General features: G+C 70.8%; 15 protein-coding genes and 1 pseudogene. 7 read left to right on the top strand and 9 right to left on the bottom strand.

The genetic code is table 11. The features are described 5' to 3' along the window. Window positions 1–384 precede the first annotated feature (384 nt). Window positions 385–996: a DNA-3-methyladenine glycosylase gene (locus tag ACFYY2_RS21190; protein WP_388745103.1), complete on the bottom strand. Its 612-nt coding sequence runs from the start codon at window positions 994–996 to the stop codon at window positions 385–387. Between the two features lie 178 nt (window positions 997–1,174). Between ACFYY2_RS21190 and ACFYY2_RS21195 the strand changes: the two genes are divergently transcribed. The 3 genes from ACFYY2_RS21195 to ACFYY2_RS21205 all read left to right on the top strand — a co-directional run bounded on the left by ACFYY2_RS21195 (window position 1,175) and on the right by ACFYY2_RS21205 (window position 3,195). After that, a complete protein-coding gene (locus ACFYY2_RS21195; RefSeq protein ID WP_388745106.1) occupies window positions 1,175–1,957 on the top strand; it encodes a sporulation protein in 783 nt (260 codons plus the stop codon). Window positions 1,958–2,012: 55 nt separating this feature from the next. Then, a complete protein-coding gene (locus tag ACFYY2_RS21200; RefSeq protein ID WP_388745108.1) occupies window positions 2,013–2,546 on the top strand; it encodes a YbhB/YbcL family Raf kinase inhibitor-like protein in 534 nt (177 codons plus the stop codon). Window positions 2,547–2,688: 142 nt separating this feature from the next. Continuing rightward, window positions 2,689–3,195 (top strand): HNH endonuclease, encoded by a 507-nt coding sequence (locus ACFYY2_RS21205; protein ID WP_388745111.1) that lies wholly within the window; start codon window positions 2,689–2,691, stop codon window positions 3,193–3,195. Between the two features lie 75 nt (window positions 3,196–3,270). On the opposite strand, the gene ACFYY2_RS21210 is transcribed toward ACFYY2_RS21205, so the two are convergent. The 4 genes and pseudogenes from ACFYY2_RS21210 to ACFYY2_RS21225 form a co-directional block, all read right to left on the bottom strand. Continuing rightward, window positions 3,271–4,044: a sulfite exporter TauE/SafE family protein gene (locus ACFYY2_RS21210; protein ID WP_388745113.1), complete on the bottom strand. Its 774-nt coding sequence runs from the start codon at window positions 4,042–4,044 to the stop codon at window positions 3,271–3,273. Window positions 4,045–4,122: 78 nt separating this feature from the next. Beyond that, window positions 4,123–5,052 carry an SPFH domain-containing protein gene (locus ACFYY2_RS21215; RefSeq protein ID WP_388745115.1) on the bottom strand — a complete coding sequence of 310 codons (930 nt, stop codon included), beginning with the start codon at window positions 5,050–5,052 and terminating at the stop codon, window positions 4,123–4,125. Window positions 5,053–5,180: 128 nt separating this feature from the next. Further along, window positions 5,181–5,605, bottom strand: a pseudogene (locus tag ACFYY2_RS21220) (NfeD family protein). A gap of 65 nt (window positions 5,606–5,670) precedes the next feature. Next, window positions 5,671–6,471 carry an ABC transporter ATP-binding protein gene (locus ACFYY2_RS21225; protein WP_388745118.1) on the bottom strand — a complete coding sequence of 267 codons (801 nt, stop codon included), beginning with the start codon at window positions 6,469–6,471 and terminating at the stop codon, window positions 5,671–5,673. A gap of 120 nt (window positions 6,472–6,591) precedes the next feature. On the opposite strand from ACFYY2_RS21225, the gene ACFYY2_RS21230 reads away from it, so the two are divergent. Next, on the top strand, window positions 6,592–7,371 hold the full coding sequence (locus ACFYY2_RS21230; protein ID WP_388745120.1) for a hypothetical protein: 780 nt from the start codon (window positions 6,592–6,594) through the stop codon (window positions 7,369–7,371). A gap of 62 nt (window positions 7,372–7,433) precedes the next feature. Here the strand turns inward: ACFYY2_RS21230 and ACFYY2_RS21235 are convergent, their stop codons facing one another. From ACFYY2_RS21235 to ACFYY2_RS21245, 3 genes are all read right to left on the bottom strand, one after another. Beyond that, window positions 7,434–7,691, bottom strand: a complete 258-nt coding sequence (locus tag ACFYY2_RS21235) for a chaplin family protein (RefSeq protein WP_329036065.1) — start codon at window positions 7,689–7,691, stop codon at window positions 7,434–7,436. Window positions 7,692–7,959: 268 nt separating this feature from the next. After that, window positions 7,960–8,604 carry a response regulator gene (locus ACFYY2_RS21240; protein ID WP_388745123.1) on the bottom strand — a complete coding sequence of 215 codons (645 nt, stop codon included), beginning with the start codon at window positions 8,602–8,604 and terminating at the stop codon, window positions 7,960–7,962. Next, window positions 8,597–9,742: a GAF domain-containing sensor histidine kinase gene (locus ACFYY2_RS21245; protein WP_388745125.1), complete on the bottom strand. Its 1,146-nt coding sequence runs from the start codon at window positions 9,740–9,742 to the stop codon at window positions 8,597–8,599. The genes ACFYY2_RS21240 and ACFYY2_RS21245 overlap by 8 nt, the downstream gene beginning before the upstream one ends. A 182-nt stretch (window positions 9,743–9,924) precedes the next feature. Here ACFYY2_RS21245 and ACFYY2_RS21250 point away from each other — a divergent pair, with 182 nt between their 5' ends. The 3 genes from ACFYY2_RS21250 (at window position 9,925) to ACFYY2_RS21260 (ending at window position 12,758) form a co-directional block, all read left to right on the top strand. Further along, the gene (locus ACFYY2_RS21250) at window positions 9,925–10,638 is read left to right on the top strand and encodes an SDR family NAD(P)-dependent oxidoreductase (RefSeq protein ID WP_388745563.1); all 714 of its coding nucleotides are present in this window, start codon (window positions 9,925–9,927) and stop codon (window positions 10,636–10,638) included. Then, window positions 10,635–11,735, top strand: coding sequence for an S-adenosylmethionine:tRNA ribosyltransferase-isomerase (locus ACFYY2_RS21255; protein ID WP_388745127.1), 1,101 nt, complete (start codon window positions 10,635–10,637; stop codon window positions 11,733–11,735). Before ACFYY2_RS21250 ends, ACFYY2_RS21255 begins: the two co-directional genes overlap by 4 nt. 270 nt (window positions 11,736–12,005) lie before the next feature. Beyond that, window positions 12,006–12,758 carry a transglycosylase SLT domain-containing protein gene (locus ACFYY2_RS21260; protein ID WP_388745129.1) on the top strand — a complete coding sequence of 251 codons (753 nt, stop codon included), beginning with the start codon at window positions 12,006–12,008 and terminating at the stop codon, window positions 12,756–12,758. Between the two features lie 155 nt (window positions 12,759–12,913). On the opposite strand, the gene ACFYY2_RS21265 is transcribed toward ACFYY2_RS21260, so the two are convergent. Further along, on the bottom strand, window positions 12,914–15,448 hold the full coding sequence (locus ACFYY2_RS21265) for an FHA domain-containing protein (protein ID WP_388745131.1): 2,535 nt from the start codon (window positions 15,446–15,448) through the stop codon (window positions 12,914–12,916). Window positions 15,449–15,696: the final 248 nt, after the last annotated feature.

The raw sequence follows: 15,696 nt of genomic DNA on the forward strand, positions 1-15,696 counted from the left end.
TTCCGACTCTATCAGACTCTTTCGTGTCCGATTCCCGGTCGAAGCGGGATAATACTTTTCCGCTTTCCAGTTCTTCGCTTTCGCGTTTCCCTTTCGGCGTGCCACTACGTTAACCGATTTCCGCTGCGACTCATAATCGAGCCGTTGGGCACATTCCGGCATGCCGAAAATGCACCCGCCAGGGGTGAATCGTAGGTAGTGGTTGGCCCTCTCACGATGCTGCGACCCGGTCCGATGGACCGTGCCGACACCTGCATCCGTTCAAGCGGCTCGGACTACATTAGGGAAACAGTGGGGGCGAGTCAAGTCGCGTCGCCCTGACGGGCATCACGCACCCCCGCCGGCTCACCGGCGCGCGTAGTCCCGGGCAGTGGCCGCAGCGGCTCAGGTTCCGCCGGACGGCTTGGCTCTCGGGCTCAGACGATAGGCGGAGACCGTCGGATCACCGGCCAGGTAGAAGCGGTGCTGCCAGTCGTGGGCCTTGCTCACGCCCACCCGTGGACCGGCCCGGACGAGCGCCGCGGGTACCGGCTCGCCCTCGGACAGCGCGACGGGGCCGCCTGCCAGCAGGTCCGCACCGTCGTGCTCCGCCGTGATGCCGAGCGCCCGGCAGAAGTTCCCCGGACCCCGCGCGAGACGTGCGCTCTCGACCTTGTCCCCTCGCCGCTCGCGGGCGAGGTCCTCCCCCTCGACGACCCTGCCCGCCCGGATGAGGACGGCGGTGGCGGTCCCCTCCGTGCCGGTGACGACGTTGGCGCACCAGTGGAGTCCGTGGGACCGGTACACGTACAGGTGTCCGGCGGGTCCGAACATGACCGCGTTCCGGGGTGTCCTGCCCCGGTAGGCGTGGGAAGCGGGGTCGGCCGAACCGGAGTAAGCCTCGGTCTCCGTGACGGCGATGCTCACGGTTCCCTCGGGTGTCTCGTGGGTGAGGACGGCGCCGAGCAGTCTGGGGGCGACTTCCTCCGCGGGGTGTGCGAGCTTCCCGACGTTCATGGTGACCTGCCTGACGTGCCTGGGTGAAGCGGAGGTGCGCATGCCCGGCTCGGGGGCCTGGCATCGTGCCGGCGCGGGCGGTACCGCCCATGGCGTCCCGAGGGTACCGGGGTCGCCGTCCCGGGAACCGGCTACGGTCGTGGCGCGTATGTACGGGTCAGGACCTAGGAGGAAAAACATGGGCTTCAAGCGGCTGCTCGCGAGCATGGGTGCCGGCGGTGCTTCGGTGGAGACCGAACTGACCGAGGTCAACGTCGTGCCCGGCGGGGTCGTCCAGGGCGAGGTGCGGATCCAGGGCGGGTCCGTGGACCAGCAGATCGAGGGACTCTCGGTCGGTCTGCAGGCCCGGGTCGAGGTCGAGGGCGGGGACCAGGAGACCAAGCAGGACATCGAGTTCGCCAAGCTGCGTCTGGGCGGTGCCTTCGAGGCGCGGGCGGGCGCGGTGCACGTGGTGCCGTTCGGCCTGGAGATCCCGTGGGAGACCCCGGTCACCATGTTCGGCGGGCAGCAGCTGCGCGGCATGAACATCGGTGTGACGACCGAGCTGGAGATCGCCCGGGCCCTGGACTCCGGTGACCTCGACCCGATCAACGTGCACCCGCTGCCCGCGCAGCAGGCGATCCTGGACGCCTTCGGGCAGCTGGGCTTCGGTTTCCGGAGCGCCGACATGGAGCGCGGGCACATCCGCGGTACGCGCCAGCGCCTGCCGTTCTACCAGGAGATCGAGTTCTTCCCGCCGCAGCAGTACCGGGGCCTGCACCAGGTCGAGCTGACCTTCGTCGCGGACGACCGTGAGATGGACGTCGTGCTGGAGATGGACAAGAAGCCGGGGCTCTTCAGCGAGGGCAGCGACTCCTACCGCGCGTTCAAGGTCGGGCTGAACGACTACCAGGGCACCGACTGGGCGGCGTACCTCAACCAGTGGCTCGCGCAGGTCGGTGGACAGCGCAACTGGCTCTGACACCCCCTAGGGTCGGTGGGAGGACACCGCACAGACGATCAGGAGAGGTGCTGACGTGAGCCAGCCGAAGAGGGCCCCGCTGCCGCACGACTTCCATCCCGAGGTCCCTTCGTTCACCGTGGTGAGCGAGGATCTGGCGCCCGGCGCGGTACTGGCCGACGCCCAGGTGCACGCGGCGGGGAACACCTCGCCGCAGTTGCGGTGGGAGGGGTTCCCCGAAGGGACGAAGAGCTTCGCCGTGACGTGCTTCGATCCGGACGCCCCGACGGGCAGCGGATTCTGGCACTGGGTGCTCTTCGACATCCCGGTCTCCGTCACGGAACTCCCGGCGGGCGCGGGGAGCGGTGACTTCGCGGGGCTGCCCGCGGGCGCCGTCCAGGCCCGTAACGACTACGGGTCCAAGGACTTCGGCGGCGCGGCCCCGCCGGCCGGCGAGAGCCACCGCTATGTGTTCACCGTCTACGCGGTGGACACGGAGAAGCTCGGGCCGGACAGTGACACGCCGCCCGCGGCCGTCGGATTCAACCTGCGCTTCCACACGTTGGGACGCGCCCAGTTGATCGGGGAGTACACCGCTCCCACGAGCTGATGTTTCACCCGCTGTTTGCCCTGCCCCGGTCTTGGAGAGACCAGGGCAGGGCATTTTTTTATTGCGTTGTCCCTCACGGCTCGCCCGGCCAGAGTTGATCCGGGCCCGCGGACAGGCGGGCGGCACACGGGAGGTGGGCAGGATGCGGGACACACTGGTGCTCAACGCGAGCTTCGAACCGCTGTCGACGGTGACGCTCAACCGTGCGGTGGTCCTGATCCTGCAGGACAAGGCCGTCGTCGAGCAGTCGCACCCCGGGCTCCGCATGCGAGGAGCCGCCGTCGACATCCCGGTGCCCCAGGTGATCAGGCTCTGCCGGTACGTACGGGTGCCGTTCCGAAGACACGCGCCCTGGTCCAGACGGGGTGTGCTCATACGGGACCAGCACCGGTGCGCGTACTGCGGGCGGCGGGCCAGCACCGTGGACCACGTCGTGCCGCGCGCCCAGGGCGGTCAGGACACCTGGCTGAACACCGTGGCGTCGTGCGCGGAGGACAATCACCGCAAAGCGGCCAGGACTCCGGAGGAGGCGGGTATGCCCCTGCTGCGGGAGCCGTTCGTCCCGTCGCCCGCCGATGCGATGCTGCTGGCGCTGGGTGCCGGCGACCGTTCCGCACTGCCGGACTGGCTGGCGCGGACCGCGGCATGACGGCCCGGCGGTTCGTGGCCCGCGCGCGCTGACCGGGGCCCGTCCCCTCGTACGGGAGGGACGGGCCGCCGTGGTTCAGCGGAGCAGCAGCTGGACGATGGCGGCGCTGCCCACGACGACGATGAATGCCCGGAGGAACCGCGGGCTGAGACGGCGTCCGGTCTTGGCCCCGATCTGGCCGCCGATCGCCGATCCGGCCGCGATGAGCACGACGGCCGTCCAGTCGAAGTCCGCGACGAACAGGAAGAACAGTGCGGCGACGCTGTTGACGACCGCGGCGAGGACGTTCTTGACGGCGTTGAGGCGCTGCATCGTGTCGTCGAGCAGCATGCCCATCAGGGACAGGTAGATGATGCCCTGCGCGGCGGTGAAGTAGCCCCCGTAGACACTGGCGAGCGTCAGGCCGGCGAAGAGCACCGGCCCGCCGTCGGGCCTGGCCGGCGTGCCGGCCCTCTCGCGCCTGCGCTGCACCGCCTTGCTGATGCGGGGCTGCAGGACGACCAGGACGAGGGCGAGGCCCACCAGGACGGGGACGATCGTCTCGAACGCCGTGGAGGGCAGGGAGAGCAGGAGGGTGGCTCCGGTGAGGCCGCCCATCAGTGCGCCGATGCTCAGCTTGAGGATGCGGCGGCGTTGGCCGGCGAGCTCCTTGCGGTAGCCGATGGCTCCGCTGACGGAACCGGGGATCAGGCCGAGCGCGTTGGAGACGGTGGCGGTGACGGGCGGCAGGCCCGTGGCGAGGAGTACGGGGAAGGTGATCAACGTGCCGGAGCCGACGATGGTGTTGATCGTGCCGGCGCCCACCCCGGCCGCGAAGACCGCGAGCATTTCCCAGATGGACAAGGCCATCTCCTTCGATGGTCAGTGACGCCTCCCCGCCATGAAGGTCGAGGGGCCTCACTGATCATGCACGAAGGTGCCGCCCGGTCATTCGACCGGGGGCTGCTCCCGCCGCTGCTCGCCGATGTTGAAGCCGGGGGCGCCGCCTCCGAGGTTGCCGAACGCGCCGCTGAGTCCCTTGAGCGCGTCGCCGATCTCGCTGGGCACGATCCAGAGCTTGTTGGCGTCGCCCTCGGCGATCTTGGGGAGCATCTGGAGGTACTGGTACGACAGGAGCTTCTGGTCCGGGTCCCCGGCGTGGATGGACTCGAAGACGGTGCGGATGGCCTGGGCCTCGCCCTCGGCGCGCAGGGCCGACGCCTTGGCCTCACCTTCGGCGCGCAGGATCGCGGACTGCTTCTCGCCCTCCGCGGTGAGGATCGCGGACTGCCTGATGCCCTCGGCGGTGAGGATCGCGGCGCGCTTGTCGCGGTCGGCGCGCATCTGCTTCTCCATCGAGTCCTGGATGGAGGTGGGCGGTTCGATCGCCTTGAGTTCGACGCGGTTGACGCGGATGCCCCACTTGCCGGTTGCCTCGTCGAGGACTCCGCGCAGCGCGGCGTTGATCTCCTCGCGGGAGGTCAGGGTCCGTTCGAGGTCCATGCCGCCGATGATGTTGCGGAGCGTGGTGACGGTGAGCTGTTCGATCGCCTGGATGTAGCTGGCGACCTCGTAGGTCGCCGCCCTCGCGTCGGTCACCTGGTAGTAGATGACGGTGTCGATGTTGACGACGAGGTTGTCCTGGGTGATCACCGGCTGCGGCGGGAACGGGACGACCTGTTCGCGGAGGTCGATCCTGTTGCGGATCGAGTCGATGAACGGGACGACGATGTTCAGTCCGGCGTTGAGCGTGCGGGTGTAGCGGCCGAAGCGCTCCACGATGGCGGCACTGGCCTGCGGGATGACCTGGATCGTCTTGATCAGGGCGATGAAGACGAGCACCACCAGAATGATCAGGACGATGATGATCGGTTGCATCGTGTGCCTCGTGCCCTTCGGTTGCCGACGGATCGCGGTGATCGAGGTCGAACACTCATGACGGTCGCATTCTCATGATGATCGACTTCGAGTGTGGCAGACTGCGGCCTGCCGTGTGACCGGTTCGCTCACATGACGACGGCGGTCGCGCCGTCGATGTCCACGACGTCCACCTGCCGGCCCGGTTCGAATATCTGGTCACCGTCGAGCGGGCGGACCAGACCTCGCCGGCGAGCTTGATGCGTCCGCCGCTGCCGTCCACCTGTTCCAGGACGACGGCTTGACGGCCTTTCAGGGCGTCGATGCCGGTGGCGTGCGTGGAGCGTCCCACCCGCTGGCGCGCGGCGATCGAGCGTACGACCGCGATGAGCGCGACCGACACCACGACGAACACGAGCACTTGGGCGACGATGCCGCCACCGAGTGCCGCGACCACGGAGGCCGCCACCGCCCCGACGGCGAACATGCCGAACTCGGGCATCGCGGTCAGGACGAGGGGGATGCCCAGTCCCACCGCGCCGATCAGCCACCACACCCACGCGTCGATGTCCACATGGTCATCGTAGGACCGCGAGTGCCCTCCCCGACAGGGCGCCGGGGAGGTTGGCTGTGGTGCGACTACTGGCCGAGAGGCAGTCCGCGGGCGGTGTAGCGGTCGCCGTGGTGTTCGACGACGAGCGGGAGGCCGAAACAGAGGGAGAGGTTCCGGGAGCTGAGCTCGGTCTCCATGGGGCCGGCGGCCAGCACCCTGCCCTGACGGATCATCAGGACGTGCGTGAAGCCGGGCGCGATCTCCTCGACGTGGTGGGTGACCATGATCATGGAGGGGGCGTACGGGTCGCGCGCCAGCCGGCCGAGGCGGCGGACCAGGTCCTCGCGGCCGCCCAGGTCGAGCCCGGCGGCGGGTTCGTCGAGGAGGAGCAGCTCGGGGTCGGTCATCATGGCGCGGGCGATGAGGGTGCGCTTGCGCTCGCCCTCGGAGAGGGTGCCGAACTTCCGGTCGAGGTACTCGGTCATGCCGAGGCGGTCGAGGAAGGCGCGGGCGCGCTCCTCGTCGACGGCTTCGTAGTCCTCGTGCCAGGTGGCCGTCATGCCGTAGGCGGCGGTGAGCACCGTCTGCAGCACGGTCTGGCGCCTGGGGAGCTTTTCGGCCATGGCCACACCGGCGATGCCGATGCGGGGGCGGAGCTCGAACACGTCGGTGCCGACCCCGCCGAGCCGCTCACCGAGGATCTTGGCGGTGCCGGTGCTCGGGAAGAGGTAGCTGGAGGCGATGTTGAGGAGGGTGGTCTTGCCGGCGCCGTTGGGCCCGAGGATGACCCAGCGCTCACCCTCCTTGACCGACCACGAGACGTCGTCCACCAGAGCGCGTCCGTCGCGGACCACGGATACGTCCACCAGCTCCAGTACATCGCTCATGGCGCGTTGTCTCCCCATACAGTGTCGAGATCGTCGCGTGCCTGTGGGCACAGCTCCCAGGGAAAACCTACGCCACCCGGGGAGTGCTCAGGCCCGGGGGCTGTTCCCTAGGCTGTTCCCATGCTTTCGGAACCACGCTCAGGGCGGCTCGCCGCATGGGGAAACGCGCTTCTGGCCGGGCTGGCGTCGCCGGACGACGCCGCGCTCGCGATCGTCGGCGAGGACGCGGTGCACCGCGTCGAGGGGCTGCCGGGTGAGGCGGGGCCCGTCGGGCTCACGCTGGCACTCGGCCGGCTGAGGGGGCTGGGTGCGACCGGTTTCCGGGTGGCGCTGCCGGTCCCCGGGCACCCGCTGGGGCTCAGCGGGCCACCGGACTTCAACGCGCGTGCGCTGGAGGCGGAGGAGGCGGTCGTCACCTTCGGGGCCCCGTACGGCCTGGTGCCGGAGGTGACCGAGGCCGGGCCCCCGGGGGACCTGCACATCGAGGTGGTGTGGCGCTGTCTTCCCGTGCGGGAGGCGCCGCCGGCGGACGTGCCGTCGCTGGGCGAGGCCGAACGGGAGCTCGCCGAGGCGCTGCGGGACGCGACCGCGGTGCTGTCGCGGCTGGACGTGGCGGGCTCCGGGCCGGTCGCGGAGGCCGCGGTGGACGCCTACCGCGCGCGGGCGGAGCGCGGGCGCGAGGTGCTGGCGCCCGGGTATCCGCCGCGGGCGGTCCGGGTGCTGGAGCTGGCGCAGCGGGTGGGGCTGCTGATCTCGGTGGCCCACGAGAACGGGCACGGAGGTGCGGTGAGCGCCTCGGAGATGGCGGCGCGGGGCGAGGCCCTGCGTCCGGTCGAGCGGGTGGCCCGGCGCGCGCAGGTCGCGGCGTACAACGCGTACGTGGAGGAACGGGGCCGGTGAGGCGCCGCCCGCCGTGCCGGGCTCGGGTCGAGCCGGCACGGCGGGCGGGTGCGAGGCGTCGGTCAGTGGTTCAGGCCGAGGTTGCCGAAGGCCGGGTTGAGCAGGCCCACCACGTTGACCGTGTTGCCGACCACGTTCACCGGGACGCTCACCGGGACCTGGACGAGGTTGCCCGAGACGACACCCGGGGAGCCCACGGCCTGGCCGTGCGCACCGGCGCCTCCGTGGCCGTGGCCCGTGGCGGAGGCGGCTCCGGCACCGGCGGCGATGAGTCCGCCCGCGATCATGGTGACGGCGGCGGCCTTCTTCAGGTTCTTCACTTCAGGATCCTCCTCGCATCGCCGCGACCGATCGCCGCGGCACACAGGGAGAACGCCGTCACGCCGCCGGGGATACGCCGTACGGGTGACATACACCCGACAGTATGAATCTCGGATCGGAGTGGAACCGTCCGCTTGTATGACCGGGAGGGCGGGGTTCCGCACACCGGAGACCGTCCGGCGTGCCTGTGCGGGACGCCCGGGCAGGCCCGCCGGTCCTGGACACCCGGGAGAGGGCGCCGACGTCCCCGCACCCGGGGAGGCGCCGTCAGCCCGCCGCCCCGTGCCGCACCGCCCACAGTGCGGCCTGGGTCCTGTCCGAGACGTCGAGCTTCATCAGGATGTTCGACACGTGCGTCTTGACCGTCTTCTCCGACAGGACCAGCGCACGGGCGATCTCCCGGTTGGACCTGCCGTCGGCGATGAGGCCCAGGACCTCCCGTTCCCGCTCGGTCAGGGTGCTCCCCCGGCCCGTGCCGGCCCCGCCGTCGTCCTGGGCCAGCAGCGCCCCGGCCACCTCCGGCTGGAGCAGGATGTGACCGGCGTGGACCGAGCGGATGGCGCCGGCGAGAGCGTCCGGGTCCACGTCCTTGTACACATAGCCCGACGCTCCGGCCCGCAGGGCGGGCACGACCGTGCGCTGCTCGGTGAAGCTCGTGACGATGAGCACCCTGGCCGGGTTCTGCAGCTCCCTGAGCCTGCGCAGCGCCTCGATGCCGTCCGTGCCCGGCATCTTGATGTCCATCAGGACGACGTCGGGCCTCAGCTCCTCGGTCCGGGCGACGCCCTCCTCACCGTCCGACGCCTCACCGACCACCTCTATGTCGTCCTGGACCTCCAGGAACGTCCGCAGCCCCCGGCGGACCACCTGGTGGTCGTCCACCAGCAGCACCTTGATGATCCTGTCAGGCACAGGGGACCTCCATCCGGATCGTGGTGCCCTCACCGGGCTCCGATGCGACGGTGAGCCGGCCCCCCACGCTGCCGGCCCGGTGGCGCATGGAGACGAGTCCGAGGTGCCGGCCCGCGCTCCGGGTCAGGTGGGGGTCGAAGCCCCGGCCGTCGTCGGTGATCCGCAGCACGGTGGCCGAACCGTGCCGGGCGAGGCTGACGCCCACGTGCCCGGCGCCGGAGTGGCGCAGGGCGTTGTGCAGCGCCTCCTGCGCGACCCGGAGCATGGCCTCCTCCTGGGCGGAGGGCAGCGCGCGTACGCCGGCGCTGTCGAAGGTGACCCTGGCACTGTGCGCCCGGTCCATGACCTGGATCTGGGTACGGAGTGTGGCGACGAGGCCGTCCTCGTCCAGCGCGGCGGGACGCAGCTCGACGACGGCGGCACGCAGTTCGTCCACGGCTTCCCCCGCCAGTGCGGCGACCTGCTGGAGTTCGCCCTTGGCGCGCGCCGGGTCGCGGTCGACCAGGGCCGCCGCGGCCTGGGCGGTGAGCCGGAGCGAGAAGAGCTTCTGGCTGACGGCGTCGTGCAGCTCGTGGGCGAGCCGGGAGCGCTCCTCGGCGATCGTGAGCTCGCGGCTGCGTTCGTAGAGCCGGGCGTTGGTGAGGGCGATCGCCGCGTGCTGGGCGAGGATCCCGAGGAGTTCCTCGTCCTCCTCGGTGAAACCGCAGCCCCCGGTCGGCCTGGGGCAGCGCTTGTTGGCGAGGAAGAGCGCGCCGATGGTCTCGTCGCCGTCCTGGATGGGGAGTCCGAGGAAGTCGGACATCTCCGGGTGGGCGTCGGGCCACCCCTCGAAACGGGGGTCCTCGCGGACGTCGGCCAGGCGCTGGGGCTGTGGCTCGTGGAGCATCGCCGCGAGGATGCCGTGCTGCCGGGGCAGCGGCCCGATGGCCTTCCACTGCTCGTCGCTCACCCCGTCGACGACGAACTGGGCGAAGCCCCCGTGATCGTCCGGTACGCCCAGCGCGGCGTACTCGGCGTCGAGCAGCTCGCGGGCGGAGGCCACGATCGTCTTGAGGACGTCGCGCATGTCGAGGTGCCGGTTCATGGCGAGCAGCGCTGCGCTGACCGCCGCGAGGCCGGACGGAGGGCGATGGCTCATGTGCTCACGGTACCGGCGGGGCGGGAGGGGTCGTATCGGTCTCTGGACCGCTTCGGCACGGGGCTCCGGTCCTAGGCCGAAGTGCCGTCCGGCGCCGGGGCCGATGGACGAGGCGGCGGGCGGGGGCGGATTCCTAGGTTGGTGGCGACGGAGCACCACGGAGTTCGAAGGGGATGACTGTCATGCCGATCGCGATGATCACGGGTGGGTCGAGAGGGCTGGGCCGGGCGCTGGCCGGGGCTCTGGCGCGGGAGGGCTGGGACCTGGTGCTCGGCGCCAGGTCGCCGGAGGCCCTCGGGGCGGCGGCGCACGAGGTGAGCGGGCGGTACGGGACGAGGGTGGTGGCCGTGGCCGGGGACGTCACGGACGCGGGGCACCGCGAGGCGCTGGTGGCCGCAGCCGGGCAGCTGGGCGGGCTCGACGTGCTGGTGAGCAACGCGAGCGCGCTGGGCTGCGAACCTCTCGTACGGCTGGATGCACTGCCACTGGACGGGCTGCGGCAGGCGCTGGAGACCAATGTGGTGGCGGCGCTCGGGCTCGTGCAGGAGGCGTTGCCGCTGCTGCGGGCCTCGCGGGCCGGTGCCGTCATCGCCGTGAGCTCGGACGCGGCGGCCGAGCCGTATCCGACGTGGGGCGGGTACGGGGCCTCGAAGGCGGCGCTCGACCGGCTCGCGGCGGTGCTCGGGGAAGAGGAGCCCGGGCTGCGGGTGTGGGCGGTGGATCCGGGCGACATGGAGACGGACCTCTATACGGCGGCCGTGCCCGGGGACACGGAGCCCAGGCCGCGGCCGGACGCCGTCGCACCCGCCTTCGTCCGGCTGCTCGGACTGCGGCCTGCGAGTGGCCGGTACGTGGCCGCCGCGCTGCTGGACTCGGACGTCCGGGAGGGGCGATGACCGCGCTGGAGGCACTGCGGGTGCCGCCCGAGCTGTCGGCGCGGGTGCCGGCCGAGCGGCGGGGGGCCGGGCGGGACGACGTGCGGCTGCTGGTCTCCCGGGGCTCGGCGGTCTCGCACCGCGGGTTCCGGGAGCTGCCCGGGGAGCTGCGGGCCGGTGACGTGCTGGTGGTGAACACGTCGATGACGCTGGCGGCCGCGGTGAACGGCCGTCTGGGCGGCGAGCCCGTCGTCGTGCACTTCTCCACCCGGGGCGAGGACGGCCGGTGGGCGGTGGAGCTGCGACGGCCGGACGGGACGGGGACCACTCTGCCGCGGCCCGGGGGGCCAGCGGGGGCGGAGGTGCGGCTGCCCGGCGGGCGGTGGCTCGTCCTGGAGGACCCGCTGGGTCCTCCGGAGGGGGCACGGCTGTGGTGGGCGCGGGCGCCGCTGGACGTGCCCGCGCTCCTGGACGGGTACGGCCGGCCGATCCGGTACGCGTACACGGAGCGGGACCAGCCGCTGTCGGCGTACCGGACGGTGTTCGCCGTGCCGTCGCAGGACGGGAGCGGCTCGGCGGAGATGCCGAGTGCGGCGAGACCGTTCACGGCGGGGCTGGTGGCGGAGCTGGTGAGCCGGGGGGTGCAGTTCGCTCCGCTGACGCTCCACACGGGGGTGGCCTCGGCCGAGGCGCACGAGCCGCCCTATCCGGAACGCTTCGAGGTGCCCCTCACGACGGCGCGGCTCGTCGAGGCCGCGCGGGCGGGCGGGGGCCGGGTGATCGCGGTGGGGACCACGGCGGTGCGGGCGCTGGAGTCCGCGGTGGGTCCGGACGGCAGGCTGCGGGGCGCCGCCGGCTGGACGGATCTGGTGGTGACGCCCGAGCGGGGGGTGCGTGTGGTGGACGGGCTGATCACGGGGCTGCACGAGCCGGAGGCCTCGCACCTGCTGATGCTGGAGGCGATCGCGGGGCGCCGGGCGTTGCGCCACGGCTATGACGAGGCCTTGCGGCACCGCTATCTGTGGCATGAGTTCGGGGACGTGCACCTGCTCCTGCCGGGGGCCGCAAACCCCGCGAAATCCCCTCACGCTCTGCATCGCACAAGCAACGTTTCGTGAGCCCGGGGGGTACCCCGTGTGAGCCCAGGCATAGGACCCACGTCACTTACGAAGGAGGATAGTTGGCGTAAATCGGGCAACTCGCCTGGGCTCAAAACGGACAAGAAGGCACTAACGCGACCCTGAGCAACTACCCGGCTTCGTACGTCACACCTTTGCCAGGGCATTTTGCTGGCGCTAAGAATTGCAGCTGTCCCCGACGGGATGCGCTCCGGCGCTTCCGTCCGCGTCCTCGCCGAGGACCCCTGCTATTCGAAGAGGTACGACTGTATGTCCGTGTCCCGCATCTCCAGCCGTAACCGTCGCCTGAACAAGGCGCAGAAGCTCTCCGTCGCGGGGGTCTCGACCCTGGCCGCCGCCGCTGTCGCTCTCTCGCTCGCCCCGCACGACGCTTCGGCGACGACCGAGCCGCAGGCCGCAGCCGCGTCCGCGCCCGTCGCGTTCACCGGTGCGCAGACGAAGGCCGTCCAGGCCAGCTACATAGAGCAGAACTCGACCGCCGCTCAGCTGGTGAAGGCCGCCGACGCTGCCAAGGCCGCCGACACCGCCGAGAAGAAGAAGGACGCCGCGAAGGCCGAGGCGAAGGCCAAGGCCGTCGCCGAGGCCAAGAGCAAGGCCGCGGCGAAGAAGAAGGCCAGGGCCGAGGCGAAGAAGCGTGCCGCCAAGAAGGCCAGCCGCGCCGCCCACCGCAAGCCGGTCTACAAGAACAACCTGGACGGCTGGATCCGCGAGGCTCTCAGCATCATGCACAAGAAGCACATCCCCGGCACGTACGAGGGCCTGCACCGCAACATCATGCGCGAGTCCAGCGGTAACCCCCGTGCGATCAACAACTGGGACATCAACGCGATCAACGGCATCCCCTCGAAGGGTCTGCTGCAGGTCATCAAGCCGACCTTCGACTTCTACCACGTCAAGGGCACCAAGCACGACCAGTACGACCCGGTCGCCAACATCACCGCAGCCGCCAACTACGCGGCCGACAAGTACGGCTCGATCGACAACGTCGACAGCGCGTACTGAGCCGACGGCACACACCGAGCCGGAGGAACCAGCACGGCCCGGCATGGCGAAGAAGGCCGACCGGAGCGACGGCGCTCCGGTCACCACATGCCGAAGGGCGGCACCCCGCGGGGTGCCGCCCTCGGGCGTTTCCGGGACCGGACGGCCCCGGCGGGTCACTTGCGCATGACCTCCGGCTCGTGGCGCCGGAGCATCCGCGAGACCGCGACGAAGAGGATGGCGCTCATGAACAGCATCACCGTGATGTTGGCGCCCCACTGGCCGGCCGAGTGCTCCCAGAGCGGGTCCAGGTCGGTCGGGTTCTCGGGATCCCACGGCGGCATGAGGCGGGCGAGGTCCAGCGTGGTCCCGGCCGCGGCCACGGCCCAGCGCGACGGCATCAGCCAGGCGAACTGCTCCAGGCCCGGCGAACCGTAGACCTGGAAGAGCACGCCGGTGAAGACGACCTGGACGATGGCGAACATGACGAGCAGCGGCATCGTCTTCTCGGCGGTCTTCACCAGTGCGGAGATCAGCAGGCCGACCATCATCGAGGTGAAGCCGAGCACGATGATCGACAGGCAGATCTCCACGGCCGGGGACATGAAGAGGCCCTCCGCCGGCAGCTCACGGGTGGAGAAGCCGATCCCGCAGATGATCACGCCCTGGAAGGCGGTGATCACACCGAGGACGATCACCTTCGACAGGAGGTAGGCGGAGCGCGAGAGACCGGTGGCCCTTTCCCGCTCGTAGATCACCCGCTCCTTGATCAGTTCTCGTACGGAGTTGGCCGCGGCCGCGAAGCACATGCCGACCGCGAGGATCAGCATGATCGTTCCGGCCTTGCCGTTGAACCGGTGCGGCGGCTCGGGCTCCGCCAGGCCGAACTCGGCGGGGATGACCACGCTGACCACACCGAGCACCGCCGGCAGGAGCACCATCAGCAGCAGGAAACCCTTGTCGGACGCGATCACCGACACGTAGCGGCGCATCAGCGTCCACAGCTGGGCGGCCCAGCCCGAGGGCTTCGGGGGCCGGATCGACTGCGGCGGCGGCATGTGCACGGGCTGGACGGCGACGGCGTCGATGTCCGCCGCGTACATCTGGTAGTGCTGCGAACCGCGCCAGCGGCCCGACCAGTCGTAGTCGCGGTAGTTCTCGAAGGCGGAGAAGACGTCGGCCCAGCTGGAGTAGCCGAAGAAGTTCAGGGCCTCCTCGGGCGGGCCGAAGTAGGCCACGGATCCGCCGGGCGCCATGACCAGGAGCTTGTCGCAGATCGCCAGCTCGGCGACCGAGTGCGTGACGACCAGGACCGTGCGCCCGTCGTCGGCGAGTCCGCGCAGCAGCTGCATGACGTCGCGGTCCATGCCCGGGTCGAGGCCCGAGGTCGGCTCGTCCAGGAAGATCAGCGACGGCTTGGTCAGCAGCTCCAGGGCGACCGAGACGCGCTTGCGCTGGCCGCCGGAGAGTGAGGTGATCTTCTTGTCCCGGTGGATGTCGAGCTTGAGCTCGGCGAGGACCTCGTGGATCCGGGCGGTGCGCTCGGCCTCGGTGGTGTCCGCGGGGAAGCGCAGCTTGGCCGCGTAGCGCAGAGCCCGGGTGACCGTGAGCTCCTTGTGCAGGATGTCGTCCTGCGGTACCAGGCCGATGCGCTGGCGGAGCTCCGCGAACTGCTTGTAGAGGTTCCTGTTGTCGTAGAGGACGTCGCCCTGGTTGGCGGGCCGGTAGCCGGTGAGCGCCTTGAGCAGAGTGGACTTGCCGGACCCCGAGGGGCCGATGACGGCGATCAGGGACTTCTCGGGGACGCCGAAGGAGACGTCCTTGAGGATGTCCTTGCCGCCGTCGACGGTCACCGTGAGATGGCGGGCCGAGAAGGACACCTCTCCGGTGTCGACGAACTCCTCGAGCCGGTCCCCGACCAGCCGGAAGGTCGAGTGGCCGACGCCGACGATGTCGTTCGGGCCGATGAGCGCGGAGCCGGACTTGTGGAGCGGCTGGCCGTTGACGTACGTGCCGTTGTGGGATCCGAGGTCCCGGATCTCGAAGCGGCCGTCGGGCGTCGCCCGGAATTCGGCGTGCAGACGTGAGACCTGGAGGTCGGAGACGACCAGCTCGTTCTCCAGGGCACGGCCGATGCGCATGACGCGGCCGAGGTCCAGCCGGTGGAAGGTGGTGGGGCTCCGGTCACCGTAGACCGGCGGCGCCCCCGCCGCGCCGCCGTGACCACGCGCCGCGGAGGGGTCCGCGGGGCCCTGCTGGTGCGGAACCCTGGGCTGCCCCGCCTGCTGCGGACCCGGCTGCTGTGCGGGGGCGGCCGGCGGGCCGGCGGCTCCCTGCTGGGCCTGGTGCGGCGGCTGTACGGGATGAGCGGGCGCCTGCTGCGCCCCCGCGGCCCGCCCGCTGTGGACACCGGCCGCGGCCGCGGCGGTGAAGTTCAGCCTCGGCCCGTCGTTCGCGTTGCCCAGGTTCACCGGTGTTCCGGGGCCGATCTCCGTCTGCTGGACCCTGTGGCCCTGCACGTAGGTCCCGTTGGTGCTGCCGTGGTCCTCGATCTGCCAGCCGCGGCCGTTCCAGCTGATCGTGGCGTGCCGCCACGAGACCCTTGCGTCGTCGATCGTCACGTCGCCCTGCGGATCACGTCCGAGGGTGTACGGCCTGGACGGATCGAGCGTCCAGGTCCTGCCATTCAATTCCAGTACGAGTTCCGGCATTCCGCGCCCCACTAGTCGTCCCCCGAATCACCCCTGTCGCAAGGGGTCTAGGGATGCTGAACATCGTGGGGAACTATTCCAGGACCGGTCCCCCCACGGAAAGCCGGGCGGCGTGAAGACGGCGCGGAGGCTCCGCGTCCCGTCGGCCGTCCGGGGAGGAATGGGGATGGAGCGTGCCATCCGCGGCGCCGCCCGGAGTGCGCGGATCCGGCCGTCGTCCTGTCCGCCACTCGGGACGGGCTTCGGGG

The organism is Streptomyces sp. NPDC001822 (assembly GCF_042892135.1).
GTDB lineage: Bacteria > Actinomycetota > Actinomycetes > Streptomycetales > Streptomycetaceae > Streptomyces.

Coding starts and splice junctions, on each gene's coding strand:
- ACFYY2_RS21265 (WP_388745131.1), bottom strand. CDS start 15,448: ATGCCGGAACTCGTACTGGAATTGAATGGCAGGACCTGGACGCTCGAT.
- ACFYY2_RS21225 (WP_388745118.1), bottom strand. CDS start 6,471: ATGAGCGATGTACTGGAGCTGGTGGACGTATCCGTGGTCCGCGACGGA.
- ACFYY2_RS21190 (WP_388745103.1), bottom strand. CDS start 996: ATGAACGTCGGGAAGCTCGCACACCCCGCGGAGGAAGTCGCCCCCAGA.
- ACFYY2_RS21260 (WP_388745129.1), top strand. CDS start 12,006: ATGTCCGTGTCCCGCATCTCCAGCCGTAACCGTCGCCTGAACAAGGCG.
- ACFYY2_RS21195 (WP_388745106.1), top strand. CDS start 1,175: ATGGGCTTCAAGCGGCTGCTCGCGAGCATGGGTGCCGGCGGTGCTTCG.
- ACFYY2_RS21205 (WP_388745111.1), top strand. CDS start 2,689: ATGCGGGACACACTGGTGCTCAACGCGAGCTTCGAACCGCTGTCGACG.
- ACFYY2_RS21250 (WP_388745563.1), top strand. CDS start 9,925: ATGCCGATCGCGATGATCACGGGTGGGTCGAGAGGGCTGGGCCGGGCG.
- ACFYY2_RS21210 (WP_388745113.1), bottom strand. CDS start 4,044: ATGGCCTTGTCCATCTGGGAAATGCTCGCGGTCTTCGCGGCCGGGGTG.
- ACFYY2_RS21215 (WP_388745115.1), bottom strand. CDS start 5,052: ATGCAACCGATCATCATCGTCCTGATCATTCTGGTGGTGCTCGTCTTC.
- ACFYY2_RS21230 (WP_388745120.1), top strand. CDS start 6,592: ATGCTTTCGGAACCACGCTCAGGGCGGCTCGCCGCATGGGGAAACGCG.
- ACFYY2_RS21255 (WP_388745127.1), top strand. CDS start 10,635: ATGACCGCGCTGGAGGCACTGCGGGTGCCGCCCGAGCTGTCGGCGCGG.
- ACFYY2_RS21245 (WP_388745125.1), bottom strand. CDS start 9,742: ATGAGCCATCGCCCTCCGTCCGGCCTCGCGGCGGTCAGCGCAGCGCTG.